The sequence below is a fragment of the Roseibium sp. JB4-4 genome (assembly GCF_055693425.1).
Genome location: NZ_CM146333.1, coordinates 1287467 through 1314248, shown reverse-complemented (window position 1 = coordinate 1314248; position 26782 = coordinate 1287467). Strand labels below are relative to the sequence as shown.

The window sequence follows — 26782 nt, the reverse complement described above, 5'->3', positions numbered from 1 at the left end:
CCGAAAGGTGTTCACGCCTGAGAAGACTTGGAGAGACAATCGTGGCGCAAGCTCGGCCGAATACGATCCTTTTAAACGCCCAGGACACCGTGGTTGTTGCCCTGCAGGACATTGAAGCCGGGAATTTGGCAACACATGTCGACAAACCGCTGCCTGGTCAGATTCAGCAGGGGCACAAGATTGCCTGCAAGGATATTTCTTCGGGTGACCACATCATCCGCTATGGCCAGATCATCGGGCAGGCAACGCGGGATATCCGAACCGGCGAACATGTACACACCCATAATCTTGGAATGGGTCAGCACAATCGAGACTACCAGCACGCAGAAGCGTCACAGCCGCTCCCAGCCGCAAGCAGCGAGCGGTCGTTCATGGGATACCGGCGCTCGACAGGCAAGGTCGGCACACGCAACTATATTGGCATACTGACATCGGTGAACTGCTCAGGGTCGGTCGCAAGGTTCATAGCCGAGGCGGCCGAAAAGTCCGGATTGCTGGACGCCTACCCGAATGTCGATGGCATCGTGCCGATTGTGCACGGTACCGGTTGTGGCATGTCTTCACGCGATGAAGGCTATGCAACCTTGTTTCGCACCCTTTCTGGCTACGCCCAGCATCCGAATTTCGCGGCAATTCTTTTGATCGGTCTCGGTTGTGAAGTGATGCAGATCGCTGACCTGATCGGTGATCGGAAAATACGGACGGGTGGCGATCTCCGTTACATGACCATTCAACAGAGCGGCGGAACCCGAAAGACCATCGAAGCAGGGCTAGCCGAATTGAAGGTGCTCGCCGGACTTGCCAACGAGGCCGTTCGCTCGCCTGCTCCGATTTCAGAGATAACCGTTGGTATGCAATGCGGTGGATCGGATGGGTATTCCGGCATAACGGCCAACCCGGCACTCGGGCTGGCCTCCGATATGCTGGTGCGCCATGGCGGTACGACGATCTTGTCGGAAACGTCGGAGATTTACGGTGCGGAGCATCTTCTGACGCGTCGGGCCGTCTCCGTCGATGTCGGCGAAAAGCTGATTGAACGCGTGCGCTGGTGGGAAGACTATACAGCCAGAAACGGTGGTGAAATGGACAACAATCCGTCGCCTGGCAACAAACGCGGCGGGCTGACGACCATCCTTGAAAAATCGCTCGGCGCTGCAGCCAAGGGGGAGCAGCCCCTCTGGTCGATGTCTACAAGTTCGGTGAGAACATCGACAAGAAGGGCTTTGTCTTCATGGATAGCCCTGGTTTTGATCCCTGTTCGGTGACGGGGCAAATCGCATCGGGTGCGAACATCATCGTCTTTACCACCGGTCGGGGCTCTGTTTCCGGGTACATGCCCACGCCCTGCATCAAACTGGCGACAAACAGCGAGATGTATGGCCGGATGTCTGAAGACATGGACATCAATTGTGGTGACATCGTTTCTGAAAATGTCAGTCTGGAGACCAAGGGGGACGAGATCTTCGAAACGATCATAAGGGTTGCTTCAGGCGAAAGGTCGAAAAGCGAAGAACTAGGATTTGGTGGTGTCGAATTCGTTCCCTGGCAGATCGGTGCCGTGATGTAGTCACATCACTTGGTATTCCAGGGAAAACCGGGTCAAAGGTTGCTCAATTTCGCTGGATACAAAGTATCTAGCCTGCCGCCTTGTGACTTTGCCTGCCGGAGAATCGGCTGAGAAGGACCGCAACGTTCTTGACCTGAAACTTCTTCAAGAGGCGGGCGCGAACATCTTCGACAGTTCGGGGTGAGAGGCCCAGAACCTGCGCCATTTCCTTGCTCGTCTGACCTTGTGACAGGAGCAGCAGAACGTCGCGTTCCCGTGGCGTCAGCTGTGGTCCGTTTGGTGTGTTGTCGATGAGCGCGAAGCTCAAGACGATGCGGGCGAGAGGGGTCTCCGGTGTCAGTGTTCGGGCACGAAATCGGCACCAGATGGCTGAGCCGTCCGCGCGGCGCATCAATCGCTCATCCGTATAAGGCAGGGACCGGCGCAAGGGTTCAAGCCCGATGTCTCTGATCTGATGAAACTCCTGATCCGTTCCATAAAGCAGACGGAAACTTTGTCCGACCAGATCTGGTTTTTGATAGCCGAACATGTGGGCAAATGTGTCGTTGCATGTGCGGATAACGCGGTGCTCCGTCAAGGCCAGACCCATTGGGGCACAATCGAAGGCGAGTTCATCAAGAAGGTTCATGGTTACCGTGTTCCTACGGTATTGGCACCGTAGTCAGACGATAGCATAGTAAAACTTTACAGGACCAGCAAAGGATGAACCCTGAATGCCGTTGCCGGATCAGCTGAACGCGGAAATCGATGCCAGACGTGAAGATCTGATTGCATTGACCCAGGATCTGCTGCGTATACCGACGCTGAACCCGCCTGGCGAAAACTATCTGGAAATTTGCGAATACCTTTCTAACCGATTGAGAGGTTCTGGATTTACGGTCGAATTGATCCGTGCGCATGGAACTCCAGGCGACAGCGAGAAGTATCCACGCTGGAACATGATTGCGCGTCGCGAGGGGAAGCGTCCTGGCGAATGCGTTCATTTCAACAGCCACATCGATGTCGTGGATGTCGGGCACGGGTGGACCAGAGACCCGTTCGGCGGCGAACTCGTCGATGGAAAAATCTACGGGCGTGGAGCCTGCGACATGAAAGGAGGGCTGGCCGCAAGCATTGTTGCGGCGGAGGCTTTCCTGGCAGTTAACCCCGACTTTTCAGGCGCAATTGAAATCAGTGGAACAGCGGATGAAGAATCCGGTGGCTATGGGGGCGTCGCCTATCTGGCTGAAAAGGGATATTTCAGCCCGGAACGCGTCCAGCACGTGATTATTCCAGAGCCGCTCAACAAGGATCGCATTTGCCTTGGGCATCGGGGCGTGTGGTGGGCGGAGATCGAAACGCACGGCGAGATCGCGCATGGATCGATGCCGTTTCTCGGCGACTGTGCCGTCCGGCATATGGGCGCTGTTCTGGAGGAGATGGAAGAGAACCTCTTTCCTGCTCTTGCCCAGAAACGAACCGATATGCCGGTAGTTCCCGAAGGGGCGCGGCAATCGACTCTCAACATAAATTCCATCCATGGTGGTCAGTCAGAAGGTGACGAAGATTTCACGGGCCTTCCGAGCCCATGTGTACCGGACAGTTGCCGCGTGGTGATAGATCGTCGTTTTTTGCTTGAAGAAAATATTGAAGATGTTCAGGCTGAAATCAGAGACCTACTTGAAGGCGTTGAAAAGAAAAGAGAAAACTTTCGATATGACTTGAAAGAGTTGCATCGTGTTCTGCCGACAATGACCGACAAGGACGCACCTGTGGTCAAGACGGTCGCAAAGGCGATCGCGCAGACAATGGGGAAGGAAGCGGAATATGTCGTAAGTCCAGGAACTTACGATCAAAAACACATTGACCGGATCGGCAAACTGAAAAACTGCATTGCCTATGGACCCGGAATATTGGATTTGGCGCACAAGCCGGATGAATATGTAGGCGTGGAAGATATGCTCGATTCAGCAAAGGTTATGGGCCTTTCGCTGTTGGAGCTTCTTGCAAGGCCGTAACGTTGCGGCACTGAAAAAGGGGAGAGCTATGCGTTTGACGAAGTTAGGGAGTGGACTGATCAGCGTCCTGGCATTGGCCGCGGGTATTTCCATGGCACATGCCAAGAGCGACATCGTCGTTGCCATGCAACTGGAGCCGCCGCATCTGGACCCGACCAGTGCTGCTGCCGGAGCAATCGATTCCGTTCTTTATTCCAATGTCTTCGAGGGGCTTACGCGGTTCGGACCGGATGGTACGGTCAACCCGGGGCTGGCGGAAAGCTGGAGCATCTCCGAAGACGGCAAGACCTATACGTTCAAACTTCATGAGGGTGTGAAGTTCCATGACGGGTCCGACTTGACTGCCGAGGATGTCAAATTCAGTCTGGACCGTGCTCGCGGTGAAGACAGTGCAAATGCTCAAAAGGCTCTTTTCGCCGGCATCGAAAGTGTCGAGGCCGTCGACCCGACCACGGTCAAGGTCGCGCTGAAGGAACCGAACGGGAGTTTGCTGTTCAATTTGGCATGGGGTGACGCGGTCATCGTTGCGCCTGAAACCATTGCCGACATCAAGTCCAAGCCGATCGGGACCGGTGCATTCAAGTTTTCCAACTGGGTCCAGGGTGACAGGATCGATCTGGAGAAAAATGCAGACTATTGGGGAACGCCCGCCAAACTGGACAACGTCACCTTCAAGTTTATTTCGGACCCGACAGCAGCTTTCGCAGCCGTCATGGCGGAAGATGTGAATGCGTTTGTGGGTTTCCCGGCGCCTGAAAATTTGCCGCAATTCGAAGCCGATCCAAGGTTTCAGGTGCTGGTGGGTTCGACGGAAGGTGAAACCATTTTGTCGACCAACAACAAGCAACCGCCACTCGACAACCCCAAGGTTCGCAAGGCCATTGCCCACGCAATCGACCGGCAGGCGATCATTGATGGCGCCATGTTCGGCTACGGAACGCCGATCGGCACGCACTTCGCACCCCATAATCCGGACTATGTCGATCTGACAGGCCTGAGCATGTACGATCCGGAGTTGTCTAAAGAGCTTCTGGCGGAGGCGGGACTGGCTGACGGCTTCACCACGACACTCAAGTTGCCGCCGCCTTCCTATGCCCGGCGCGGCGGCGAGATCATCGCCTCTCAATTGCGCGCCGTCGGCATCGAAACCGAAATAAGCAATCTGGAATGGGCCCAGTGGCTGGAACAGGTGTTCAAGGGCAAGGATTTCGGCCTGACCATCGTCAGTCACACGGAGCCGATGGACATCGGCATCTATGCCCGTCCGGACTATTACTTCAATTATGACAATCCGGCATTCAAGGAACTGTTCGAGAAGCTGACCGTTGAAAACGATCCGGACAAACGTTCTGAGCTTTTGAAGGAAGCGCAGAAAATGATCTCCGAAGACTATGTCAACGGTTACCTGTTCCAGCTTGCATTCCCGACTGTTGCCAATGCCAAGATCATGGGACTTTGGAAAAACCAGCCCACGCAGGCAACCGACCTGACGGCAGTCTATTGGGAAGACTGATCTGACCTCGCAACGCGGGCGCTTGCACGACTGTCAAGCGCCCGTTTCCAGACACACTTTATTGCAATCGCCCCGGTTGGATGTCGCCGGTCGGCGTGTGACAGGCTCATGCTGCGGTATTTTCTGAAAAGACTGCTGTCTCTTGCGCTCAGCCTGGTCGCGGCGTCCGTGGTCATATTCCTGGCTTTGGAAGTCGTTCCCGGAGACCCGGCTGCCTACATGCTCGGATTGAATGCCCAGGAAGACACGCTGAACGCGCTTCGCGAGCAGCTTGGCCTGAACGGAACGATCCTGGAACGTTATCTCTCCTGGGCAGGAGGTCTGCTCACAGGCGATTTTGGAATTTCCTACACATATCGAACGCCTGTTTCGGAGATGATCGGAGACCGGCTTTGGGTTTCGCTGCCACTTGCACTTTACGCGCTGACTTTGAGTACGTTGATTGCGTTCCCTGCCGGTATCTGGGCAGCTTCGCGCCGTGGTTCCTACGTTGATACCGGTGTCATGGGAGCAACCCAGCTTGGTGTTGCAATTCCCAATTTCTGGTTCGCCATGCTGATGGTTCTGGTTTTTGCCATCAATTTGCGCTGGTTCTCCGCTGGTGGTTTTGCCGGATGGGAGGCAGGGTTCCTTGCCGGGATGAAATCACTGACGTTGCCGGCGATAGCACTCGCGCTGCCTCAGGCAAGCATCCTGACCCGTGTCATGCGCTCCAGCCTGCTGGACACATTGAGCGAAGACTTTATCCGGACTGCCCGCGCTAAAGGCCTGACCCGTGCTCAGGCTATGTGGCGGCATGCGCTTCGCAATGCACTGATCCCGGTTCTGACCATCATGGGTCTGCAATTCTCGTTCTTACTCGCAGGCGCGATAATTATCGAGAACGTCTTCTATTTGCCGGGCCTGGGACGCCTCGTTTTTCAGGCGATCAGCGCGCGCGATCTTATCGTGGTCGAGAGCGTTGTGATGCTGTTGGTCTTTGCGGTGATTGTTGTGAATTTCGCCGTGGACCTTGCCTATGCGCTTGTTGATCCGCGGTTGCGGAGGCGCCGCTGAATGAGCCTTCTGTTTCACAACCGCTCGTTTTTACCCGGGATCATTCTGACAACCGTCTTTGCAGCGGCAGCGCTCATAAGCTTGGTCTGGGTTCCATACGACACGACAATTCTGAACATTGCCGAAAAACTGAAACCGCCGAACCTGGCCCACCCGCTTGGCACAGATCAGTTCGGGCGTGACATCCTCAGTATGATCATGGTGGGGGCGAGAACGTCGATTGCCGTTGCGTTGGTGGCGGTCGGCATCGGCATGATTGCCGGTGTTCCGCTTGGCCTGGCAGCTGCGGCTCGCAAGGGTGGACTGCTGGATGAAGTCATCATGCGTATGAATGATCTCGTCTTTGCGTTTCCGAGCCTATTGATTGCCGTGATGATCACCGCGGTATTCGGTGCGTCGGCGCTGAATGCCATTATTGCGATCGGTATTTTCAATATCCCGGTTTTTGCGCGGTTGACGCGCGGTGCAGCGCTCACGCTCTGGAACCGGGAATACATTCTGGCAGCCAGGGTCGCCGGAAAGGGACAGGCGCGCATCTCCGTCGAGCACATCCTGCCGAACGTTGCCAACCTTTTGATTGTGCAGGGTACCATCCAGTTTTCGCTGGGCATTCTCGCTGAAGCTGGCCTTAGCTATGTCGGCCTGGGCGCTCAGCCACCGACAGCCAGCTGGGGCCGTATGCTGGCAGACAGCCAGACGATGATATCCTTCGCACCGCATCTGGCCCTGTTTCCCGGACTGGCCATTCTTCTGACCGTGCTGGGATTGAATCTCCTGGGCGACGGCTTGCGTGATTTGCTCGACCCGAAATTGAGGAGGGCAAGAACATGAGCCTCCTTAGGATCGATCGCCTGTCGCTGAAGATCCATGGCACGCCCATCCTGAAGGACGTGTCGTTTGCAGTTGACCCCGGACGCATCCTGGGCGTGATCGGCGAGAGCGGGTCCGGCAAGTCGATGACAGCTTTCAGTGTTCTGCAGCTATTGCCGAACGGGACAGAATGTACCGGCAACATCAGTCTTGCCGGCAAGGATATCCTGACCTGCAGCGAAACAGAACTTTGCAGCATCAGAGGCCGCGAGGTTGGTATGGTGTTCCAGGAGCCAATGACCGCCCTCAATCCACTACAGACCATCGGCGCACAAGTCGCTGAAACGATATTGGTGCATAAGAACGTGTCGAAGGCGGAAGCGATGACACGCGCGGCAAAGGCTTTGCAACGGGCAGAGCTGCCGCAGGAGAAGTTTCCTCTGTCGCGCTACCCGCATGAACTTTCCGGAGGTCAGCGCCAGCGGGTTGTGATTGCTATGGCAATCGCCCTGAGACCAAAGCTGCTGATTGCCGACGAACCCACAACAGCACTCGACGTGACGACACAGGCGCAGATCCTGGATCTGTTGAAGCGTCTGGTCGCGGAAGACGACATGGGCCTGATGCTGATCAGCCATGATCTGGCGGTCGTTGCCGATCTTGCCGATGACCTTGTGATCATGCAGCAGGGAGAGGTGGTGGAGAAAGGTCCCGCCCGGTCTCTCTTCGGTGCCATGCAGCATCCTTATTCGAGAGCGTTGCTGGAAGCGTCGAGCCATGTACCGGACCGGCTGGGCGAAGCGCACAAGACCTCGCTTCTTCAGGTCCGCAATGTCGTGCGCGATTATCAGCAACATGTTCATGGCTGGTGGGGAGCGACAACTCATTTTCGAGCCGTCAATGATGTCAGCTTCGACATACGGCGCGGTGAAAGCCTTGGCCTTGTCGGCGAATCCGGTTGCGGAAAATCCACGCTGACCCGTGCCATTCTCGGTCTGGAAGAGGTGCAAGGCGGGGAGATTCTTTTTGATGGTCAGCCTGTGTTCACACACCATCACGCCAACAAGGATGTGCGGCGAAGGATGCAGGTGGTTTTTCAGGATCCATATGGAAGTTTCAATCCCCGTTGGCGCGTTGAGAAGCTGGTCAGCGAACCGTTTCACCTGCTTCAGACACCTCTTCACGGGCATGAACGGGAAAACGCTGTCGTGGAAGCCTTGGAAAGTGTTGGTCTCGGTGCAGAAGACCGGCACAAGTACATACACGAATTCAGCGGTGGTCAGCGGCAGCGCATCGCGATTGCGCGAGCCTTGATCATCAAGCCGGACCTGATCATCCTGGATGAAGCGGTGTCCGCCCTGGACGTTTCCGTGCGTGCCCAGGTGCTCGACCTTCTTGCTGATCTCGGGGGTCGCTTCAATCTGACTTATCTCTTCATCTCCCATGACTTGAGCGTCGTGCGCTCCATCACCGATCGGGTGCTGGTGATGAAGTCGGGAGAGATCGTGGAGGGCGGACCGACAGATGCGGTCTTCGATCATCCAAACCACGACTATACGAAACAGCTTGTTGCCGCGGCACCGGTTCTGCCGGTTGGTGCCGCGTGAGGGGGAATGATGACTGAAAACCTTAATCTCTGGTTCGATCCTGAAAAGTGCCTGATCGCTGGGAGATGGATCTCCAGCGCGGGCGGCGACAGCCTTCCGCTCATGAACCCCTCAAATGGTGAACGGATAGGGGCAATCGCAAGGGGAGGGGTCCCTGACATCGATGCCGCAGTTGCAGCAGCGCACGAAGCGCGCAACGGCGAATGGGGAAAAACAACAGCCGCTGAACGCGGCCGGTTTCTGTTTCGGCTCGGCAAACTGGTCGAGGCGCGCATTGACGATCTGGCTCGCATTGAAGCACTCGATGTTGGCAAGCCGCTCAAACAGGCGCGCAATGATGCGGTCGCTCTCGCCCGTTATCTTGAGTTTTACGGCGGCGCTGCGGACAAACTCCATGGCGAGACTATCCCATATCTGGATGGCTACACGGTCTACACCTTGCGTGAGCCCTTCGGGGTGACAGGCCATATCGTGCCATGGAATTACCCCATGCAGATCATTGGACGTTCGGTTGGTGCAGCCCTGGCTGTCGGAAATGCCTGTGTCCTGAAACCGGCGGAAGATGCTTGTCTCACGGCCTTGGCTTTTGCCGATCTTGCAAAGGAAGCCGGTCTTCCGGAAGGAGCATTGAATGTGGTGCCCGGTCTTGGGTCTGAGGCCGGAGCCGCGCTTACAGCCCACCCGGGCGTTCAACACATCAGTTTCACAGGATCTGTGGCAACGGGGGTTCATGTCCAGACGGCTGCTGCGCGAAATGTCATACCCGTAACGCTGGAACTTGGCGGTAAATCGCCCCAGATTTTCTTCGATGATGCAGATCTTGAGGCTGCCCTGCCGTTTCTTGTGAATGCAGGGATCCAAAATGCAGGCCAGACCTGTTCAGCATCTTCTCGTATTCTGGTGCATAGATCCCGCCTTGCTGAAGTCGCCGAGCGCATGACCGAAAAATACCGGGTTCTGAAAGTCGGACCGGCATTGGCGGATCTTGATGTCGGTCCTCTGATTTCATCAAGGCAACGAGGCATCGTCTCCAGCTTTCTGGATCGCGGTGCCGATCTGGAGAAGATCGCGGAGGGCCAGTTTCTGGATGCGCCTGAAGAAGGCAATTACGTCAAGCCGACGCTCTTTGCCGGTGTCGATCCCTCTCATGTTTTGGCACGGGACGAAATCTTCGGTCCCGTCCAGGTGATCATTCCCTTCGATAGCGAAGATGAAGCGATAGCGATCGCCAACGGCACGGACTACGGCCTCGTCGCAAGTGTCTGGACACGCGATGGCGCGCGCCAGATGCGTATGGCAAAGAAAATTCGGACCGGTCAGGTGTTCATCAACAACTACGGAGCCGGTGGCGGCGTCGAACTTCCGTTCGGGGGAATGGGCAAGTCCGGCCATGGACGAGAAAAGGGGTTTGAAGCCCTTTATGGCTTCACCTCGCTCAAAACCGTCGCTGCCTACCATGGCTGAAACATGCCCCTGCAGGACATCGAACTGGAAGGAAACGCACATATGAGACTTCAGGGAAAAACGGCAATCGTAACGGGCGGTGCCTCAGGCTTTGGAGCCGGAATTGTGCGAAAATTCACAGCCGAAGGTGCCAGCGTCCTGATTGCAGATTTGAATTTGGCTCTCGCGCAGGACGTCGCAAAAGAAACAGGTTGCAAAGCGGTCAAGGTCGATGTCGCCAGCAACGACAGTGTTCGATCACTTGCCGAAACTGCGTTGGCCGAACTCGGACGGGTCGATATTCTAATCAACAATGCCGGCATCACTCATCTTCCAAAGCCAATGCAGGATGTGACGGAAGACGAGTTCGACCGGGTGCTGGCCGTCAATTGCAAGTCGGTTTATTTGACGGCCCGGCACTTGGTTCCTGCCATGACCGAAGCCGGCAAGGGCGCTATCCTGAATGTGGCTTCGACCGCCGGGCTCAGCCCGCGCCCGAAGCTCAATTGGTACAATGCCTCAAAAGGCTGGATGATTACCGCAACCAAAACAATGGCCGTGGAACTGGCTCCCGCCGGGGTAAGGGTCAATGCGATCTGCCCGGTTGCAGGGGAAACGCCGCTTCTGAAAAGCTTCATGGGCGAGGACACCCCTGAAATTCGCGCCAAGTTCCTGTCGACCATTCCAATTGGCCGCTTTTCGACGCCTGAAGACATGGGCAACGCAGCATGTTTCCTGTGCTCAGATGAAGCCGGCATGGTTACAGGTGTTGCCATGGAAGTCGATGGCGGTCGCTGTATCTGACTTGCCGTTGCTGAACTGGAAAACCTGCCTTCCGCTAACGTCCTGATCCAATTGAATGCTTTGGTCCGCGATGGCGCTGTTTGGTGCCACGACGGATACGTGTGTCCGAATTTCTCCTGATTCTCGCGGATCGTCCCGCTGGACTTGTGTGTGTCTTTTTGCAGTGAAAAGCCGGAAACGTGCGGTTTGTACGCTACTTGAAGTTTCTTTGTCCGACAAAATTTAACAATGTCAGACAAAGAATTTGCAATGTCTGACATAGTTCGTATTATGTCAGACAAAGTTGCGTTGCTTCTAAATGAACGAGAAAAGGCAGCATCGACTCATGTCGGCAGACCCAGAAAAAGTGCACGCTGATATCGACGAAGACGGTCCTCGTGATGTGCCCCGGGCTCTCATCAGATTGATTGAGGACGAAGGGCTGCAGGTTGGAGACAGGTTGCCTCCTGAGCTTGAGCTGGTTCGAAGGCTTGGTTTTGGTCGCTCCACAATCCGTGAAACCCTGAAAACCTGGGAAAGCATGGGAGTTGTCAGCCGAAACAAGGGCGCCGGCACCCGGCTAATTTCCGAGATTTCGAGAAATACGCTCAGGGTCGCTCTGACCATCAAGCACGAAGCTGAAAGCCTTCTGCGCATGCAGCAGGTGCGCCGCCCGCTCGAAATTGAGGCCGTAAGGATCGCGACCCGGCTTGCCACGCCCGAGCAGCGCCGGATCATCAGTGCTCGCGCTGCGGAGCTTATGGCGATTTACGAAGTTGGCGAAGACTGGCGGCCCGCCGACAGCCGTTTTCACAATGCCATTCACGAGGCAACTGGAAATCCGCTCTTCATGCAGTTTATCGAACAAATCCAGAAAGCTTTTCACGACATTTACGAAACGCCCTTTGGTACGCCTCATCTGGGGCAAGAGACCATTCCTCTTCACCGTCCGCTCGCTGACGCGATCATTGCCGGAGATGAGGACAAGGCTGCGGACCTGACGGCGACCATCATCGACATGGTCTGTACTGCAACGCAAAAATTTTCCGAGGCACACAATGGTTGACTCAGTGCCGGAGAATTATTCCATCCAGACACTACTTGCTGCTGCTGCAACCGAGTTTGGTGGGGCCGTGACGCCACCAATCATGCAGACCTCTTTGTTCACATTCGACAATTACCGCGCTTTCGCGGAACGGATGGCCGGGCGCTCCGATGACCCGCTCTACACCCGCGTTCAGAACCCGACAGTCTCCGCATTCGAAAACCTGATCGCCAAGGCGGAAGAGGGGAAGCTGCAGTTGCCTTTGCTTCCGGAATGGCGGCGATTTCTTCTGCCGTAATGGCATTCATAAAACCCGGCGACCGGATTGCATGTGTCGAGCATGTCTATCCGGATGCATACAGGTTCTTTGAAAGGATGCTCCGCCCGTTCGGGGTGGAAGTAACCTATCACTCTGTAACGGCATTCGAGACGGACGAGAACCTGCTTGCAGGTGCACGCATTGCCTACCTGGAGAGCCCGAACACAGTTGTTTTTGAGGCAATGGACCTTCCAGCTGTCGCAGCCCATGCCAAACGTCATCAAACACTCACGATGATCGACAATTCCTGGGCAACACCGCTATTTCAGCAACCGCTGACGCTCGGCATCGACATCGTCTTGCACTCGGCTTCGAAATACCTTTCAGGGCACTCAGATACGGTTGCGGGTGTCGTGGTGGCGAAGCGGGACCTGATCGACCAGATCCGTGAGCTCTCGCTGGCGCTTCTGGGCGGCAAACTGGCACCATTTGAAGCTTTCTTGCTAACGCGTGGACTAAGGACGCTGACAGCGCGGATGCGCCAGCATCAGGCCACTGCAAATCATTTCGTCGACAAGTTGTCCGCACACTCGCTTGTCAAAAGAGTTCTTTCACCTGGCCCGAATGTTGTTCCCGGACTGACCGGCCGCTCGGGGCTGATGTCGGTGGAGCTCGATGAAGCCGTGGACATACCCGCATTCGCAGACACCCTGAAACTGTTCCGTCTCGGGGTGAGCTGGGGTGGATTTGAGAGCTTGGTCCTGCCGACGAAAATCGCACTCGAACAGGCGGGCGAACAAAATTCAATGCAGCGCTTTGGCGTCTCCGACCGAATTGTTCGCCTGAGCCTGGGGTTGGAAGACCCCAATGACCTTTGGGCTGACTTCGAAGCGGCCCTGAGTACAAGCGCCCACCGATAAGCGGCGTGTCTATGACGAAACCCCAAACAGTGGAGTTGATCATGAGGGGATTGATAGGAGCAATTAGCGCACTTGCCATAATGGCGAGCTCAGCGGTGAGCGCGGAAAGTCTGAAACTGGTGGAAGTGATCACCAGCCCGGAGCGAACCAAGGTCCTGCAGCAACAGGTTGAGGCTTTCGAAGCCGCCAATCCTGGAACTGAGGTGGAAATCGTGTCGCTGCCCTGGGGGCAGGCGTTCGAGAAGTTTGCAACCATGGTTGCTGGAGGAGACATTCCTGACGTGGTTGAAATGCCGGATCGCTGGGCCGGTATCTACAAGGACAAGCTGGTCGATCTGAACAGCCGGATTGCCGATTGGGAGCACGGCGAAACGCTGACCCAAAAAACAATCGACATGGGACGGCAGACAGACGGCAAAACCGCGCGAATGATCCCTTACGGTTTCTACCTTCGCGCCCTGTTCTACAACAAAAAGCTACTGGAAGAGGCCGGTGTCGGTGAGCCTCCGAAGACCATGGCGGAATTCATGTCCGCGGCCAAGGCCGTGTCCGAACTTGACGGAAAATACGGATATTGTCTTCGTGGCGGACCGGGTGGTCTGAATGGCTGGATCATGATGGCCGCCACTATGAACGGCAATAACACCTTCTTCGATGAGAACGGCAAGAGCACCCTCAACCAGCCCGGTTCGGTGGAAGGGATCCAATTTCTGATCGATCTTTACCAGAACGGGTATGCTCCAAAAGATGCCGTGAGTTGGGGCTTTAATGAGATTGTGGCCGGTTTCTATTCGGGCACCTGCGCATTCCTCGATCAGGATCCTGATGCTCTGATTGCAGTGGCCGAGCGCATGGAGGCCGACAATTTTGCGGTTGTTCCAATGCCGGTTGGGCCGGCAGGCAAAGCCTTCCCGACAATCGGTTTCGCCGGCTGGGCAATGTTTGACACGACGTCCAATGAGGACCTTTCCTGGAAGCTGATTGCGCATCTGGCCAGCCCAGAGGCAAACAAGGAATGGGCAAAGCGTGTGGGCGTTATCCCGATCCATGAGGGCGCCGAGCAGGATCCTTATTTCAAGACCGAACAGTTCAAGGGCTGGTTCGATACACTGAACGGTGACCAGTATGTGCCGACGGTAATGCCGACCTACCTGGAACAGTTTGGATATTTTGCGGATTCCATCGCCTTGGAAAGCAGTCAGGAAGCTTTGTTGGGCCAAATCAGCGCTCAGGAAGTCGCCGACAAATGGGCTGAATTTCTGACCGAAGAATATGCCCGCTGGAAAGCTGCACAATGATGTCGACTACTAAACCTGCGCCCGGGAAACCCCGGGCGCGGCCTTCTTTCTATTTCCGATACCTGGTCGAACCGTATCTCTATATTTCGCCGGCATTTGTTCTGATCGCACTTGTGATGCTGGTGCCACTGGTTATTGGCGTGTCTTATGCCTTTCAGTCCGTTTCGCTGCTGCGCCCGTTCGACACCGGTTGGGTCGGAACTGAGAATTTTCAGGCGCTTTGGACGGACAGGAAATTCTGGTTGGCGCTTAAAAACACCTTCTGGTGGACCCTTGGTTCGATCTTCTTTCAGTTTTTTCTCGGTTTGGGCCTGGCACTTCTTTTGAATACCCATTTTTACGGCAAACGGCTGGTTCAGGCGCTCGTATTCCTGCCATGGGCTGTTCCAACATTTCTTTCAGCTCTGACCTGGGCCTGGTTGTTCAATCCGACAATTGGGCCGCTGCCGCACTGGCTGGCCGCGCTCGGCATTTTGTCTGAGCCTTACAATATCTTGGGCGATCCGGATCTGGCAATGTGGGGCCCTATCACTGCGAATGTCTGGTTCGGGATTCCGTTTTTTGCCATCACGCTGTTGGCAGCGCTGCAGTCGATCCCTGGCGAACTCTATGAGGCAGCCGAAATCGACGGAGCGACTGCCTGGCAAAGCTTCACCAAAATCACCCTGCCGTTCCTGGCACCGATGATTGCCATCACTGTCATGCTGAGAACGATCTGGATCGCGAATTTCGCCGATCTCATTTTTGTCATGACCGGTGGAGGCCCCGCCAACTCAACGCAGATTCTGTCGACTTACATCTTCACAACGGCATTCCGGAAACTCGATTTCGGCTACGCATCGGCGATTGCGGTCGCCTTGTTGGTACTTTTGCTGATTTACGCTGTCATTCTACTGGTTCTGCGCCGCAGACTGGTCAAGATCTGAGGTTCGTCATGAGTGCGCTTCGCAAGTCCTCACCCTTGGCCGTGACCGGGAAATATCTGGCTCTGGCCTTTTATCTGACCTTTGCGCTGTTCCCGCTTTATTGGCTGGCGAAAATCGCGGTGACACCGGACAAGCTCATTTTCTCGGAAGGAACCGCGATGGTTCCCAGCAGTTTCACTTTCGAGAATTTCAGAACGGTCCTGGTCGCAACGGACTTCCTGTCCTATTTCAAGAACAGCCTGATCGTGTCCCTTGGGACCGCGGCCATCACCACCTGCGTGGCAGCTGCGGCAGGGTATGCATTTTCGCGCTTTGACTTCCGGGGCAAACGCCTTGTCATTGCGTTGATGTTGATCACCCAGATGTTTCCGCTGCTGATGATCATTGCACCGATCTACAAGATCGTGGCTGCCGTCGGATTGCTGAACTCGCTGACAAGCCTGATCATCGTCTATACGGCCTTCAATGTTCCCTTCGCCACATTCCTGATGCAGTCCTTTTTCGACGGCATTCCAAAGGACCTGGAGGAGGCCGGAATGATTGACGGCTGCACGAGGTTTGAAGCGCTGCGAAAGATCATTCTGCCCCTGACCCTGCCTGGACTGGGAGCAACACTTGGTTTCATCTTCACAGCGGCATGGAGCGAATTGCTCTTTGCGCTGATGTTGATCAACTCCAATGACACGATGACATTCCCTGTCGGGCTCTTGACGTTCGTCTCAAAGTTCTCGGTCGACTGGGGACAGATGATGGCCGCCGGTGTCCTGGCGCTTGTGCCATCCTGCCTCTTCTTCATTTTCATTCAGCGCTACCTGGTCCAGGGGCTTACCTCTGGCGCCGTCAAGGGATAGGAGCTCAAAATGGCCCGTATCGAACTGCAAAGCATCGCAAAGTCCTATGGTTCAGTTGAAGTCCTGCGTGACATTAACCTGACGATCGAAGACGGCGAGTTTATCGTGCTGGTCGGTCCGTCCGGCTGCGGCAAGTCTACCTTGTTGCGCATGATCGCCGGATTGGAACCGATTTCGGGCGGTGAATTCACCATCGATGGCAGGCGCATGAACGAGGTTCCGCCCCGCGACCGTGACATGGCCATGGTGTTCCAGTCCTATGCGCTCTATCCGCATATGGACGTTGCTCGAAACATGGGCTTTTCGCTTGAAATACGGAAAGCGGCGGCTGAGGAACGTCAGTCCAAGATACAGGGCGCTGCGAAGACACTGGGTCTGACGGGATTGAAGGAACGCCTGCCAAAACAGCTTTCGGGTGGCCAGCGTCAGCGTGTTGCAATGGGCCGCGCAATCGTTCGGGACCCCAGCGCATTTCTCTTTGATGAACCCTTGTCGAACCTGGATGCGGCCTTGCGTGTTGAGATGCGTCTTGAAATCGCTCGCCTTCACCAGCGCCTTGAAGCGACGATGATCTATGTTACGCACGACCAGGTTGAGGCATTGACCCTGGCTGACAGGATTGTGGTTCTGAATGGAGGCGATATTCAACAAGTCGGAACACCGCTCGACCTTTACGAGCGGCCGGCAAACAAGTTTGTTGCGCAGTTCATCGGGTCTCCGACTATGAATGTGCTGCGGGTCGAAGCCAAAGGCGACAGTATCGCACTTTCCGGTGGCACCAGAATTCAAGTCGAAGGAGACGTGCCTGCCTCCGGTGTGAGCGAGCTTGGAATACGCCCGGAACACATTCACGTGGCAGGATCGGAAGCCGCTCAATTCAGCGGTAGGGCCGAACTGGTCGAACATCTCGGTTCGGACACAAATATCCATGTTCAGGTCGACGGGATCGGACCGTTTCTTGTTCGCGAACATGGACACGTGCCGGTCAACACAGGAGATGAGGTCGGTCTCTTCATCGATCCGGAAAAGGTTCATCTTTTCGCAGAAGACGGGCGGTCATTGCGTTAGTCCAGTTGGGGAAAGACGGCGGTCCTTTTCACCGTTCCGTAGACGAAACTTGTGTCGATCGAGGCAATGCCGCCGATAGGGTGGATGCGTGTTCGAATGAAGGTTTCGTAGGCTTCCAGATCAGAGACCACCACGCGCAACTGATAGTCCATTGCACCGGTCAGGACATGGCACTCCAGGATCTCCGGGATGGTTTGAACGTGCCGCTCGAAACGCTGAACGTCTTCTTCATTGTGGCGCTCCAGCCTGATCCGGACAAAGACGGTGATCGGCAGCCCGTATGCAGACGCGTCCACATCGGCCACAAAACCGCGGATCGCGCCTGAATTCTCCAAATTGCGAAGGCGGCGAAGGCAGGGAGACGGCGATAGATTGACGGTGTCCGCGAGGTCCTGATTGGTCATGCGTCCGTCACCCTGCAGTGCCCGGATGATTTGACGGTCTTTGGCGTCCATGAATGTCTTTTCTGGCAGAAAATGCTAATTTTGTATTCTAAATTAGCATATTTTGAAATCAAATGCCTCTCAATCTTTCCTAAGTTGCTTCAAAGCAATTCGGGAGAACACTATGAGCATGTACAAGGGTTTTGCCAGCCGAGCGATCCACCACGCTTACCGGCCTTCGGACAACGAGGGATCGCTCACGCCGCCGCTGCACTTGAGCTCCACATTTGTCTTTGAAACCGCAGAAGCCGGCGGTGAGATGTTCGCGGGCGAACGGCCCGGGCATATCTATAGCCGCATCTCAAATCCGACCCTTGATCTCCTTGAACGCCGGATTGCCGATCTTGAAGGTGCGGAGGCAGGTTTGGCGCTGTCTTCCGGCATGGGCGCGATTACCGCAACTCTTTGGACACTCGTTTCACCAGGCGACGAAATCATCGTTGATGAGACGCTCTACGGCTGCACATTTGCATTCATGCGCCACGGCTTGACCCGGTTCGGAATTAAGATCTCGCACGTGGATATGACCGATCCGGAGAAACTGCGCGATGCGATCTCGAACAAGACGCGGATTGTCTATTTTGAGACACCGGCGAACCCCAATATGCGTCTCGTCGACATCAAGGAGATTTCCGAAATCGCCCATGAGGCAAGTGCGACCGTGATTGTCGACAACACCTATGCAACCCCTTATCTGACGCGTCCCATCGAACTGGGTGCAGACATCGTTCTGCATTCGGCAACCAAGTATCTGGGCGGTCACGGGGACGTTGTTGCCGGTCTCGTGGTTGGCTCGGAGGAACAGATCCAGGAGATCCGGCTTGTCGGTATGAAGGATATGACGGGTGCGGTCATGGCACCATTCAGCGCACTGCTAATCTTGCGAGGGCTGAAGACGCTGGCTTTACGTATGGATCGGCATTCGTCATCGGCGATGGAAGTGGCCCGTTGGTTGGAGGCTCAGCCCTCAGTATCCAAGGTGTTTTACCCGGGGCTTGAGAGCTTTGAGCAGCATGATCTTGCAAAAACGCAGATGCGGCAGCCCGGTGGCATGATCGCCTTCGAACTGACCGGAGGATTGGATGCCGGCACCAGCATGATGAACGCTCTGAAGATGATCCAGCGGGCAGTGTCGCTGGGGGATGCCGAAACGTTGATCCAGCATCCGGCCTCCATGACGCATTCGACCTATACGCCTGAAGAACGCGCGGCTCATGGCATCAGCGACGGATTGGTTCGTCTTTCGGTTGGGTTGGAAGAGGTTGACGACATTCTGGAGGATTTGCAGCAGGCCCTGCCGAGAGAAACCGTGGCTGACGCCGCCTGACGGTCAAGGTGTCCGGGCAACAGCGGATTTCACCCGGCGAAGCGGGATGGAACTCTCAATGTTCGCCACACCGGGCACACGTGTGAGCTTGCCTGTCAGGAATGTCTCAAAACTGGCCAGGCCGGTGGTTGCAACGCGCAGAAGGTAGTCGCGGTTACCGGTCATCAGCCAGCAATCAACAACTTCGGGAAATCCCTGGATCGCTGTCTCGAAGCGTTCAAGGCTGACATCGACCTGTTTGTCCAGTTGAACCGATACGAACACCGACACTTCGTAGCCCAGTTTCATTTCGTCGATCAGGGCGCAGTATCCGGTGACCACACCATTTTCCTCCAAGTGCCGCAGCCTGCGCGCAACCGGTGTCGGGCTGAGGCCGACTTTCTCGGACAGGTCTTGTATGGAAATTCGCCCGTTCTCGCGTAATTCACGCAGGATCTGGATATCAAATTGATCGAGACTAACTGAAACCACTAGGTTTTCCCGTTTTTGAAGCGAATACATCTATTTTCTAGCCCTGGTGACTATGAAAAAGCAAGAAACCAGCCCGAACTGACCGTTAGGTTGGTCGTCAAAAGAGAATTGGACGAAATCGGCATGACATCGAAAACGGCGCATCTCAAGACGATCGAGCAGCGGCTTTTGTGGCTGTCTCACTGGATGATCCACAACGCCAATCACGTTCGGCCAAAGGCTGATGGCATCAAGGTGGGTGGGCATCAGGCAAGTTCGGCATCGATGGTGTCGATCATGACGGCGCTCTACTTTTCAGCGCTCCGTCCCGAAGACCGCGTTGCAGTCAAGCCGCATGCATCGCCGCTGTTTCACGCGATCCAGTATCTCATGGGCAATCAAGACCTGGAAAAAATGAAGAATTTCCGGGGGTTTCATGGTGTCCAGTCCTATCCTTCCCGCACAAAGGATATCGATGATGTCGATTTTTCAACCGGCTCAGTCGGTTTGGGTGTCGCGATCACGTCGTTTGCCTCTCTCGTTCAGGATTTTATAGCTGCAAAGAACTGGTCAAAGGCCCGGACCTTGGGGCGGATGGTGGCATTGGTTGGGGATGCTGAGCTGGACGAAGGCAATGTCTACGAAGCACTTCAGGAAGGTTGGAAGAACGACCTCAGGAATTGCTGGTGGATCATTGATTACAATCGGCAGTCTTTGGACGGGATTGTCCGGGAAGGATTGTTTGACCGGGTCGAGAAGATCTTCGACGCCTTTGGTTGGGATGTCGTCCGCGTCAAATACGGCGCTCTGCAGCAGGCAGCCTTCGATGAACCTGGTGGTGCCAGTCTGAAGCAATGGATTGATGCGTGTTCCAACCAGGATTATGCGGCCTTGACCTTCATGGGAGGTGCTGTCTGGCGCAAGCGGCTCATGGATGACCTCGGCGACCAGGGCGAAGTGAGCGCTCTCATCGACAGTCGGTCCGATGACGGGCTTGCCGCACTGATGGAAAACCTTGGAGGCAACTGCACCGAGACAATGGCCGCGGCTTTTGACGCGATTGACCACGACCGTCCGACATGTTTCCTCGCCTATACGATCAAGGGTTGGGGCACACCGATTGCCGGTCACAAGGACAACCATGGCGGCTTGATGAACAAGACCCAGATGGCCGCTTGGCAGGCTCATATGGGGGTCGGCGAAGGAGATGAATGGGAGCCCTTTGCAACGGTTGAAGATGTTGCTGCATTCAAGGGATTTTTGAATGAAGTCCCGTTCTTTGCCAAGGGACCAAGGCGTTTCACCGCTGACAGGATCGATGTGCCGCCAATTGAACTCAGTTCAGATCGGGAAATCTCTTCCCAGATGGCATTCGGCAAAGTGCTCGACGATCTGTCGAAAGGTGACAGCGAACTTGCGCAGCGGATCGTGACAACGTCTCCGGACGTGACGGGGACCACCAATCTTGGACCTTGGGTAAACCGGCGCAAACTCTTTGCCCGTACCGCCATGGCCGACGCTTTTATCGAACACCGGATTCCATCGACTGCCAAATGGGAATTTACACCGGAAGGTCAGCATATCGAACTTGGCATTGCCGAGATGAACCTGTTCCTGTTGCTGGGCGCAGCCGGTTTGTCGCATTCGCTCTTTGGTGAGCGGTTGATTCCGATTGGAACGGTCTACGATCCGTTTGTTTGCAGGGGGCTCGATGCACTCAACTATGCCTGCTACCAGGATGCCCGTTTCATGATCGTCGGTACGCCGTCCGGGGTTACTCTGGCCCCGGAAGGGGGCGCACATCAGTCAATCGGAACACCGCTGATCGGTATGAGCCAGGATGGGTTGGCTGCCTTCGAACCGGCTTTTGCCGACGAGCTGGCCGTGATCATGGAATGGTCTTTCGACTATCTGCAGCGGGATGGGGAAGGGGACCCGGACGAGCGTACCTGGCTTCGCGACGAAACCGGCGGTTCGGTCTACCTGAGGCTCTCTACCAATCCGATTGAGCAGCCTGTCAATCGGGCAGACAACGATTTCAGACAAGGTGCAATCGATGGTGCATATTGGCTGCGCAAACCGGGGCCGAACTGTGAAGTGGTAATTGCATACCAGGGTGTCGTTGCGCCCGAGGCCATCAAGGCGGCTGGGTTGCTTGCAGGAAACCGACGCGATGTCGGCGTTCTGAGCGTTACGTCCGCAGATAGGTTGAATGCCGGATGGACAGCAGCGCAGCGAGCTCGGTCTCGCGGCCATGCCGGTGCAAGATCGCACATTGAGATGCTCATGGGCGATTTGCCGGCCCATTGCCGCCTGATCACTGTTATCGACGGGCATCCTGCGACGCTTGCCTGGCTTGGCGGAGTTGCCGGGCATCAGACAATCCCGCTCGGGGTGGAGCATTTTGGTCAGACCGGGACGATCTCCGATCTTTATCGTCATTTTGGCATCGATGCCGCTTCGATTGTCGAAAAGGTAAGCGGTCTGACGCCAGGCCCGGCAATTTAGCCACTTCTGCACACGATAAGCCCTATCGCGTTTGAAGGGCTGGCACGCCCGCACCTGCGCTCAGGTAGAGCGCAGGTCATACGTTGCTTTTCACGGTTCCAGATACAGGCCGCGAAATTCTTTCACCGTGCTGAGGCTAAGCAGCGTTTTCATTTGTGACACTGACGGGATCTGCGAGAGCCTGTTCCGATAGAGCTTCTCGTAAGCAGCGGTGTTTTTCGCGACAAGTCGAATGAGATAGTCGAATTCTCCCGATATCAGATGACATTCGAGAATTTCGGGCATTTTCGCGATCGCGCTTTCAAAGGCTGTGATGTCGTCGGTGCGCGCGCTTGTCAGTTTGACTTCGATAAAGACCTGGATCTCCAGATTCAGCGCACTTCGCTCCAGCCGCACCGTATAGCCTGAAATCACGCCATTTGCTTCCAGCAGTTTGACCCGTCGGTGACAGGCCGAAAGGGACAGGCCAACCTGTTCAGAAAGCCTGGCCATGGAGATGCGGCTGTCAATTTGCAAGGCTGTAAGAATTTTCTGGTCAATGGCATCCATGAGAAATATTCCGAAAACTCCGCTTAATTTCGATAATTATTCATAAAATATCCTAATTTCGCCGAAATTCGAGAACTTTTATGATCGAGTGCTGGCTAAATTTACCTACGGCAAAACGCCGCACGACAGGGGAAAATAATCATGTCTAAGAGGATCGTCGTCGGATATGACGGCAGCGAAAACGCCATGAACGCAGTGGAGTTCGCGGTTGGTTTGGCAAAGGCGGGAGGAGCAGGGCTCGTGTTAGCCCATGTGCTCGAGTGGTCGCCCTATACTTTCCTGACACCTACGGAAATTGAAGAACGGCACGCGAGACGGAACGAGGAACTGGAAAGGGCGCAAACGGCCGTACTGGAACCCGTTCTGACCAAACTGGCCGGTACCGGGCTCGAGGTTGCCTCGGAGCTGCGCTACGGTCACATCGCAGAAACGCTCATCAAGATTGCGGAAGAAGAAGGAGTGGATCACCTCGTGATCGGTCGTACCGGCCACTCCAAACTGTCATCACGCATCTTCGGTTCCGTTGCCGGAAGTCTGGCACAGGCAGCGCCTGTTCCGGTCACCATCGTTCCGTAAGTCTTGGAAGGCGAAATTCAAATGAAAAACATCAGTGCTGCGGTTTTGGCCGCATTCGCCTCGCTTTGCGTATCCGCGCCGGCGATGGCTCAATCGATTGACGAACAGATCAATTCAATTTTTGCAAGTTCCACCGGCTGGTTCGTCAGCTTCATCTTCAGCCCGTTTCCGGGAACGTCCTTTCCCTGGATCGTTGCCTGGCTGGTGATCGCCGCGACAGTTTTTACAATCTACTTCGGCTTCATTCAGTTTCGGGCTTTCCCGCATTCTATAGCCCTCGTCAAAGGCGATTACTCAGACCCGAATGACGCGGGTGAGGTAAGCCACTTTCAGGCACTTGCAACGGCGCTATCCGGCACTGTCGGACTTGGAAACATTGCCGGCGTTGCTGTTGCCGTTGGCATCGGGGGGCCGGGAGCGACTTTTTGGATGATCCTTGCGGGCCTGATGGGAATGGCCTCCAAATTCACCGAGTGTACGCTTGGCGTCAAATACCGGAATGAGTACTCCGACGGCACCGTTTCCGGTGGACCAATGTACTACATGACCAAGGGTTTTGAGGAACGCGGCCTGCCTGCAGGCAAGATCCTGGCTGTTCTGTTCGCGATCTTCTGTATCCTCGGTTCGCTTGGCGGCGGGAACATGTTCCAGGCCAACCAGGCTCATGCTCAGATCGCAAATGTCGTTGGCGACTATCCTGGCTGGATCACCGGTCTGGTGTTTGCAGCAATCGTATTTGCGGTCATCGTCGGCGGACTGAAATCCATTGCATCAGTGACGGAAAAAGTCGTGCCGTTCATGGGCGTTCTTTATGTCATCACTGCTCTGGTTATCATTCTGATGAATGCTGACAAGATCGGTTGGGCGTTCGGTCAGATCTTCGAAGGGGCGTTTACAGGTCTTGGAGTTGCCGGCGGTTTTGTAGGTGCCCTTATTCAGGGTTTCAAACGGGCTGCATTCTCCAACGAAGCCGGCGTCGGCTCCGCGGCGATCGCACACTCCGCGGTTAGGACAAAGGAACCGATCACGGAAGGCTTCGTTTCTCTCCTGGAACCATTCATCGACACCGTTGTGATTTGTACGATGACGGCCCTCGTGATCATCATCACCGGTCAGCTGGTTTCCGATCCGCAAACGGGTCTCTACCTTCTCAACGAGGGCGGAACCGCCATTCAGACTGTTGATGGCAACTCAGGTGTTGCTCTGACATCGGCGGCCTTCTCCGCTTCATTCGGCTGGTTCCAGTACATCCTCGCAATTGCGGTTGTCCTGTTTGCTTTCTCGACGATGATCAGCTGGTCCTACTACGGCCTGAAAGCCTGGACCTTCCTGTTCGGTGAAGGCAAGACCAAAGAGCTCGTGTTCAAGGTCATCTTCTGCATCTTCGTTGTTATCGGAGCAGCAGCAAGCCTGGGCCCGGTGATCGACTTCTCAGACGCAGCGATCTTCGCAATGGCGGTTGTCAACATCATCGCGCTTTATGCGCTGATGCCGATCGTCAAGCGGGAGGTCAACAGCTACCTGAGCCGTCTGAAATCCGGTGAAATCAAGAAGTACGGCTAACTGCGCAGCAGCTCAGCCAAAAAATCCGAAGCCGCCCCTAGTGGGCGGCTTCATGCTGTCTGGAGATCCGTTCTGGCTTCAGCGCTCATCGCTGCTGAGCATATTGGGGGTTTAACCTCATAGGGGCTTGGGGGAACGGATCTCACCTCTTTCTCATGGCGTTCACCGCGCTTGGAGCTGACGCAAGCTCATGTATTGCTGGAAGAGAGAGATTGAGGAGATGCCGAACCTTTATTTGAAAGTCCTTTGTGAAAAAATGTCACCGCTTGCGGGGCACGGGCAAATGTTGAGTGCCGCCCTGGCTGCACTATGCCTTCTTGGAGCTGTCGTTGGACTGCCGGCTTTTGCGACGGCGGCCCCTGGTCAGTTCTGTGCGAGCCACGGCAGCCAGACGATTTGCACGGGGCACACGGGTCCAAGAGGAGACTTGATGTTTGCCCAATATGCTCCAGCCTTGCAGAGCGGGCTTTATTTTGGCGTTTGGAAAGACGGGCGCCCGATGATCGAACGCGTCAATGCTTCCCCAAGCGAGATCGTGATCACACGGATGGCTGGTGGTGACGCGGAAGGCAAGACCTCCCGCTATATCCGCAGTGGTGCCAGCCAGTACAATTCCGCTTCCGGACACAGGATCTTCGTGACCGGTCCGAACTCCTTCACATGGACAAATAGCAGTGGCCAGAACGGAGTGTCGTACACCGGCAATAGAACGCCTGGTTACAGCTCTTTTTCGTCGTGTTGAAACGATCAACCCCGGCTCGTGGCCGGGGTTGTCTGTCTTGAGCGCCTTAGCTGATCTGTGTCAGCAGCTTGTCGAGGCTGGCCTTGGCATCGCCGTAATACATTCGCGTATTGTCTTTGAAGAAGAGCGGGTTTTCGATGCCGGAATACCCGGTGCCCTGGCCGCGTTTGGAAACGAAGACCTGTTTGGCTTTCCAGACTTCCAGCACCGGCATGCCGGCAATCGGTGAGTTCGGGTCGTCCTGTGCCGCCGGATTGACGATGTCGTTGGAGCCGATAACGATGACGACGTCCGTTGATGGGAAGTCATCGTTTATTTCGTCCATTTCCATCACAATGTCATAAGGCACTTTTGCTTCAGCCAGCAGCACGTTCATGTGACCGGGCAAGCGGCCGGCAACCGGGTGGATTGCAAATCGAACTTCTTTGCCCTTGCCACGCAGGCGCTTGGTCAACTCGCTGACCGACTGCTGCGCCTGGGCAACTGCCATGCCGTAACCCGGGACGATGATGACGCTGTCTGCATCGTCCAGCGCCGCGACAACGCCGTCGGAATCGATGGCGATCTGCTCGCCTTCCACTTCCATGGCAGGACCGGTCGTGTTGCCGAAGCCTCCAAGGATAACCGAGATGAAAGAGCGGTTCATCGCCTTGCACATGATGTAGGAGAGGATCGCACCGGACGAGCCGACAAGAGCACCGACGACAATCAGCAGATCATTGCCGAGCGAGAAGCCGATGGCAGCCGCGGCCCAGCCTGAATAGGAGTTCAGCATCGACACCACAACCGGCATATCGGCGCCGCCGATGCCCATGATGAGGTGATATCCGATGAAGAATGCGAGCAATGTCATCAGGATCAGCGTCCAGATGCCGGCACCGTTCAGGAAAAGAAGGAGCAGAATGACGCTGAGAGCAGCCGCGCTCGCATTCAGCATATGACCGCCCGGAAGCTTTTCGGCTTTCGATGTGACTTTGCCTGCCAGCTTGCCGAAGGCAATGACCGAACCTGTAAAGGTCACAGCACCAATAAACACACCCAGGAAAACCTCAACGCGCAGGATTGACTGCTCAATCGGCGTTTTGTGGGCGAGGATGGCGGCAAAACCCTCCAGCGCATGGCGTTCCCCCTCGCTCATGCCGTTGACACGCACGAGTTCGATATAGGCGTTAAAGCCCACAAAGACGGCTGCAAGACCCACCAGCGAGTGCATCGCGGCAACAAGCTGCGGCATCTCTGTCATCTGAACGCGCTGAGCGACATAGTAGCCGATGATGCCGCCTGCAGCGATCAACGCGACCGACAGGAGCCAAAGGCCCGAGCCTGGGCCAATCAGTGTCGCGACAACAGCCAGCGCCATGCCGGCGATGCCGTACCACACAGCGCGTTTCGCACTTTCCTCACCCGAAAGACCGCCAAGAGACAGAATGAAAAGAACAGCCGCGACAACATAGACGGCAGTCGTAAAACCGAATTCCATC

General features: G+C 55.5%; 22 protein-coding genes and 2 pseudogenes. 19 read left to right on the top strand and 5 right to left on the bottom strand.

All coding sequences use genetic code 11. From position 1 onward, the window contains the following. Window positions 1–41: 41 nt before the first annotated feature. Window positions 42–1567: pseudogene (locus ACZ1HV_RS06040) on the top strand (UxaA family hydrolase). Between the two features lie 67 nt (window positions 1568–1634). Here the strand turns inward: ACZ1HV_RS06040 and ACZ1HV_RS06035 are convergent. Beyond that, on the bottom strand, window positions 1635–2195 hold the full coding sequence (locus ACZ1HV_RS06035) for a PAS and helix-turn-helix domain-containing protein (RefSeq protein WP_298816217.1): 561 nt from the start codon (window positions 2193–2195) through the stop codon (window positions 1635–1637). Window positions 2196–2280: 85 nt separating this feature from the next. Here ACZ1HV_RS06035 and ACZ1HV_RS06030 point away from each other — a divergent pair, with 85 nt between their 5' ends. The 13 genes and pseudogenes from ACZ1HV_RS06030 to ACZ1HV_RS05970 all read left to right on the top strand — a co-directional run bounded on the left by ACZ1HV_RS06030 (window position 2281) and on the right by ACZ1HV_RS05970 (window position 17143). Further along, window positions 2281–3564, top strand: a complete 1284-nt coding sequence (locus ACZ1HV_RS06030; protein WP_472717590.1) for an acetylornithine deacetylase/succinyl-diaminopimelate desuccinylase family protein — start codon at window positions 2281–2283, stop codon at window positions 3562–3564. A gap of 28 nt (window positions 3565–3592) precedes the next feature. Then, the gene (locus ACZ1HV_RS06025; protein ID WP_472717589.1) at window positions 3593–5077 is read left to right on the top strand and encodes an ABC transporter substrate-binding protein; all 1485 of its coding nucleotides are present in this window, start codon (window positions 3593–3595) and stop codon (window positions 5075–5077) included. 108 nt (window positions 5078–5185) lie between these two features. After that, the gene (locus ACZ1HV_RS06020) at window positions 5186–6133 is read left to right on the top strand and encodes an ABC transporter permease (RefSeq protein ID WP_298958158.1); all 948 of its coding nucleotides are present in this window, start codon (window positions 5186–5188) and stop codon (window positions 6131–6133) included. Further along, entirely contained in the window at window positions 6134–6964 is an 831-nt protein-coding gene (locus ACZ1HV_RS06015) for an ABC transporter permease (RefSeq protein ID WP_298816225.1), read from the top strand. Continuing rightward, complete coding sequence (locus tag ACZ1HV_RS06010; RefSeq protein WP_472717588.1) at window positions 6961–8550, top strand: ABC transporter ATP-binding protein; 1590 nt, start codon at window positions 6961–6963, stop codon at window positions 8548–8550. Before ACZ1HV_RS06015 ends, ACZ1HV_RS06010 begins: the two co-directional genes overlap by 4 nt. Before the next feature lie 9 nt (window positions 8551–8559). Beyond that, window positions 8560–10014 (top strand): aldehyde dehydrogenase family protein, encoded by a 1455-nt coding sequence (locus tag ACZ1HV_RS06005; RefSeq protein ID WP_472717587.1) that lies wholly within the window; start codon window positions 8560–8562, stop codon window positions 10012–10014. A gap of 42 nt (window positions 10015–10056) precedes the next feature. Continuing rightward, window positions 10057–10797 (top strand): SDR family oxidoreductase, encoded by a 741-nt coding sequence (locus ACZ1HV_RS06000; protein ID WP_472717586.1) that lies wholly within the window; start codon window positions 10057–10059, stop codon window positions 10795–10797. A 325-nt stretch (window positions 10798–11122) separates the two neighbouring features. After that, window positions 11123–11842 carry a FadR/GntR family transcriptional regulator gene (locus tag ACZ1HV_RS05995; protein WP_472717585.1) on the top strand — a complete coding sequence of 240 codons (720 nt, stop codon included), beginning with the start codon at window positions 11123–11125 and terminating at the stop codon, window positions 11840–11842. After that, a pseudogene (locus tag ACZ1HV_RS05990) lies at window positions 11835–13000 on the top strand (aminotransferase class I/II-fold pyridoxal phosphate-dependent enzyme). Before ACZ1HV_RS05995 ends, ACZ1HV_RS05990 begins: the two are co-directional and overlap by 8 nt. Before the next feature lie 41 nt (window positions 13001–13041). Continuing rightward, window positions 13042–14298 carry an ABC transporter substrate-binding protein gene (locus ACZ1HV_RS05985; RefSeq protein ID WP_298816236.1) on the top strand — a complete coding sequence of 419 codons (1257 nt, stop codon included), beginning with the start codon at window positions 13042–13044 and terminating at the stop codon, window positions 14296–14298. Continuing rightward, window positions 14295–15224, top strand: coding sequence for a carbohydrate ABC transporter permease (locus ACZ1HV_RS05980; protein ID WP_472717584.1), 930 nt, complete (start codon window positions 14295–14297; stop codon window positions 15222–15224). Before ACZ1HV_RS05985 ends, ACZ1HV_RS05980 begins: the two co-directional genes overlap by 4 nt. A gap of 8 nt (window positions 15225–15232) precedes the next feature. Next, a complete protein-coding gene (locus ACZ1HV_RS05975) occupies window positions 15233–16075 on the top strand; it encodes a carbohydrate ABC transporter permease (RefSeq protein WP_472717583.1) in 843 nt (280 codons plus the stop codon). A 9-nt stretch (window positions 16076–16084) separates the two neighbouring features. Next, window positions 16085–17143 (top strand): ABC transporter ATP-binding protein, encoded by a 1059-nt coding sequence (locus ACZ1HV_RS05970; RefSeq protein ID WP_472717582.1) that lies wholly within the window; start codon window positions 16085–16087, stop codon window positions 17141–17143. Here ACZ1HV_RS05970 and ACZ1HV_RS05965 read toward each other — a convergent pair. Continuing rightward, on the bottom strand, window positions 17140–17598 hold the full coding sequence (locus tag ACZ1HV_RS05965) for an Lrp/AsnC family transcriptional regulator (RefSeq protein WP_472717581.1): 459 nt from the start codon (window positions 17596–17598) through the stop codon (window positions 17140–17142). The genes ACZ1HV_RS05970 and ACZ1HV_RS05965 overlap by 4 nt on opposite strands. 112 nt (window positions 17599–17710) lie before the next feature. Here ACZ1HV_RS05965 and ACZ1HV_RS05960 point away from each other — a divergent pair, with 112 nt between their 5' ends. Continuing rightward, window positions 17711–18913: a methionine gamma-lyase gene (locus ACZ1HV_RS05960; RefSeq protein WP_472717580.1), complete on the top strand. Its 1203-nt coding sequence runs from the start codon at window positions 17711–17713 to the stop codon at window positions 18911–18913. A gap of 3 nt (window positions 18914–18916) precedes the next feature. Here the strand turns inward: ACZ1HV_RS05960 and ACZ1HV_RS05955 are convergent, their stop codons facing one another. Beyond that, entirely contained in the window at window positions 18917–19414 is a 498-nt protein-coding gene (locus tag ACZ1HV_RS05955) for an Lrp/AsnC family transcriptional regulator (RefSeq protein WP_472717579.1), read from the bottom strand. A 93-nt stretch (window positions 19415–19507) separates the two neighbouring features. Here ACZ1HV_RS05955 and ACZ1HV_RS05950 point away from each other — a divergent pair, with 93 nt between their 5' ends. Beyond that, window positions 19508–21871 carry a transketolase-like TK C-terminal-containing protein gene (locus ACZ1HV_RS05950; RefSeq protein ID WP_472717578.1) on the top strand — a complete coding sequence of 788 codons (2364 nt, stop codon included), beginning with the start codon at window positions 19508–19510 and terminating at the stop codon, window positions 21869–21871. Between the two features lie 90 nt (window positions 21872–21961). Here the strand turns inward: ACZ1HV_RS05950 and ACZ1HV_RS05945 are convergent, their stop codons facing one another. After that, window positions 21962–22420, bottom strand: coding sequence for an Lrp/AsnC family transcriptional regulator (locus ACZ1HV_RS05945; protein WP_298816251.1), 459 nt, complete (start codon window positions 22418–22420; stop codon window positions 21962–21964). A gap of 141 nt (window positions 22421–22561) precedes the next feature. Between ACZ1HV_RS05945 and ACZ1HV_RS05940 the strand changes: the two genes are divergently transcribed. The 3 genes from ACZ1HV_RS05940 (at window position 22562) to ACZ1HV_RS05930 (ending at window position 25301) form a co-directional block, all read left to right on the top strand. Beyond that, entirely contained in the window at window positions 22562–22996 is a 435-nt protein-coding gene (locus ACZ1HV_RS05940; protein WP_298816253.1) for a universal stress protein, read from the top strand. Window positions 22997–23017: 21 nt separating this feature from the next. Next, a complete protein-coding gene (locus ACZ1HV_RS05935) occupies window positions 23018–24559 on the top strand; it encodes an alanine/glycine:cation symporter family protein (RefSeq protein ID WP_298816255.1) in 1542 nt (513 codons plus the stop codon). Window positions 24560–24779: 220 nt separating this feature from the next. Further along, the gene (locus tag ACZ1HV_RS05930; protein ID WP_472717577.1) at window positions 24780–25301 is read left to right on the top strand and encodes a hypothetical protein; all 522 of its coding nucleotides are present in this window, start codon (window positions 24780–24782) and stop codon (window positions 25299–25301) included. 46 nt (window positions 25302–25347) lie between these two features. Here the strand turns inward: ACZ1HV_RS05930 and ACZ1HV_RS05925 are convergent, their stop codons facing one another. Further along, window positions 25348–26781 (bottom strand): NAD(P)(+) transhydrogenase (Re/Si-specific) subunit beta, encoded by a 1434-nt coding sequence (locus tag ACZ1HV_RS05925; protein ID WP_472717576.1) that lies wholly within the window; start codon window positions 26779–26781, stop codon window positions 25348–25350. Window position 26782 lies beyond the last annotated feature (1 nt).

Coding starts and splice junctions, on each gene's coding strand:
- ACZ1HV_RS05975 (WP_472717583.1), top strand. CDS start 15,233: ATGAGTGCGCTTCGCAAGTCCTCACCCTTGGCCGTGACCGGGAAATAT.
- ACZ1HV_RS05985 (WP_298816236.1), top strand. CDS start 13,042: ATGAGGGGATTGATAGGAGCAATTAGCGCACTTGCCATAATGGCGAGC.
- ACZ1HV_RS05970 (WP_472717582.1), top strand. CDS start 16,085: ATGGCCCGTATCGAACTGCAAAGCATCGCAAAGTCCTATGGTTCAGTT.
- ACZ1HV_RS05940 (WP_298816253.1), top strand. CDS start 22,562: ATGTCTAAGAGGATCGTCGTCGGATATGACGGCAGCGAAAACGCCATG.
- ACZ1HV_RS05960 (WP_472717580.1), top strand. CDS start 17,711: ATGAGCATGTACAAGGGTTTTGCCAGCCGAGCGATCCACCACGCTTAC.
- ACZ1HV_RS05965 (WP_472717581.1), bottom strand. CDS start 17,598: ATGGACGCCAAAGACCGTCAAATCATCCGGGCACTGCAGGGTGACGGA.
- ACZ1HV_RS05995 (WP_472717585.1), top strand. CDS start 11,123: ATGTCGGCAGACCCAGAAAAAGTGCACGCTGATATCGACGAAGACGGT.
- ACZ1HV_RS06035 (WP_298816217.1), bottom strand. CDS start 2,195: ATGAACCTTCTTGATGAACTCGCCTTCGATTGTGCCCCAATGGGTCTG.
- ACZ1HV_RS06010 (WP_472717588.1), top strand. CDS start 6,961: ATGAGCCTCCTTAGGATCGATCGCCTGTCGCTGAAGATCCATGGCACG.
- ACZ1HV_RS06015 (WP_298816225.1), top strand. CDS start 6,134: ATGAGCCTTCTGTTTCACAACCGCTCGTTTTTACCCGGGATCATTCTG.
- ACZ1HV_RS05930 (WP_472717577.1), top strand. CDS start 24,780: ATGCCGAACCTTTATTTGAAAGTCCTTTGTGAAAAAATGTCACCGCTT.
- ACZ1HV_RS05935 (WP_298816255.1), top strand. CDS start 23,018: ATGAAAAACATCAGTGCTGCGGTTTTGGCCGCATTCGCCTCGCTTTGC.
- ACZ1HV_RS05955 (WP_472717579.1), bottom strand. CDS start 19,414: ATGTATTCGCTTCAAAAACGGGAAAACCTAGTGGTTTCAGTTAGTCTC.
- ACZ1HV_RS05980 (WP_472717584.1), top strand. CDS start 14,295: ATGATGTCGACTACTAAACCTGCGCCCGGGAAACCCCGGGCGCGGCCT.
- ACZ1HV_RS06005 (WP_472717587.1), top strand. CDS start 8,560: ATGACTGAAAACCTTAATCTCTGGTTCGATCCTGAAAAGTGCCTGATC.
- ACZ1HV_RS06000 (WP_472717586.1), top strand. CDS start 10,057: ATGAGACTTCAGGGAAAAACGGCAATCGTAACGGGCGGTGCCTCAGGC.
- ACZ1HV_RS06030 (WP_472717590.1), top strand. CDS start 2,281: ATGCCGTTGCCGGATCAGCTGAACGCGGAAATCGATGCCAGACGTGAA.
- ACZ1HV_RS06020 (WP_298958158.1), top strand. CDS start 5,186: ATGCTGCGGTATTTTCTGAAAAGACTGCTGTCTCTTGCGCTCAGCCTG.
- ACZ1HV_RS05945 (WP_298816251.1), bottom strand. CDS start 22,420: ATGGATGCCATTGACCAGAAAATTCTTACAGCCTTGCAAATTGACAGC.
- ACZ1HV_RS05925 (WP_472717576.1), bottom strand. CDS start 26,781: ATGGAATTCGGTTTTACGACTGCCGTCTATGTTGTCGCGGCTGTTCTT.
- ACZ1HV_RS06025 (WP_472717589.1), top strand. CDS start 3,593: ATGCGTTTGACGAAGTTAGGGAGTGGACTGATCAGCGTCCTGGCATTG.
- ACZ1HV_RS05950 (WP_472717578.1), top strand. CDS start 19,508: ATGACATCGAAAACGGCGCATCTCAAGACGATCGAGCAGCGGCTTTTG.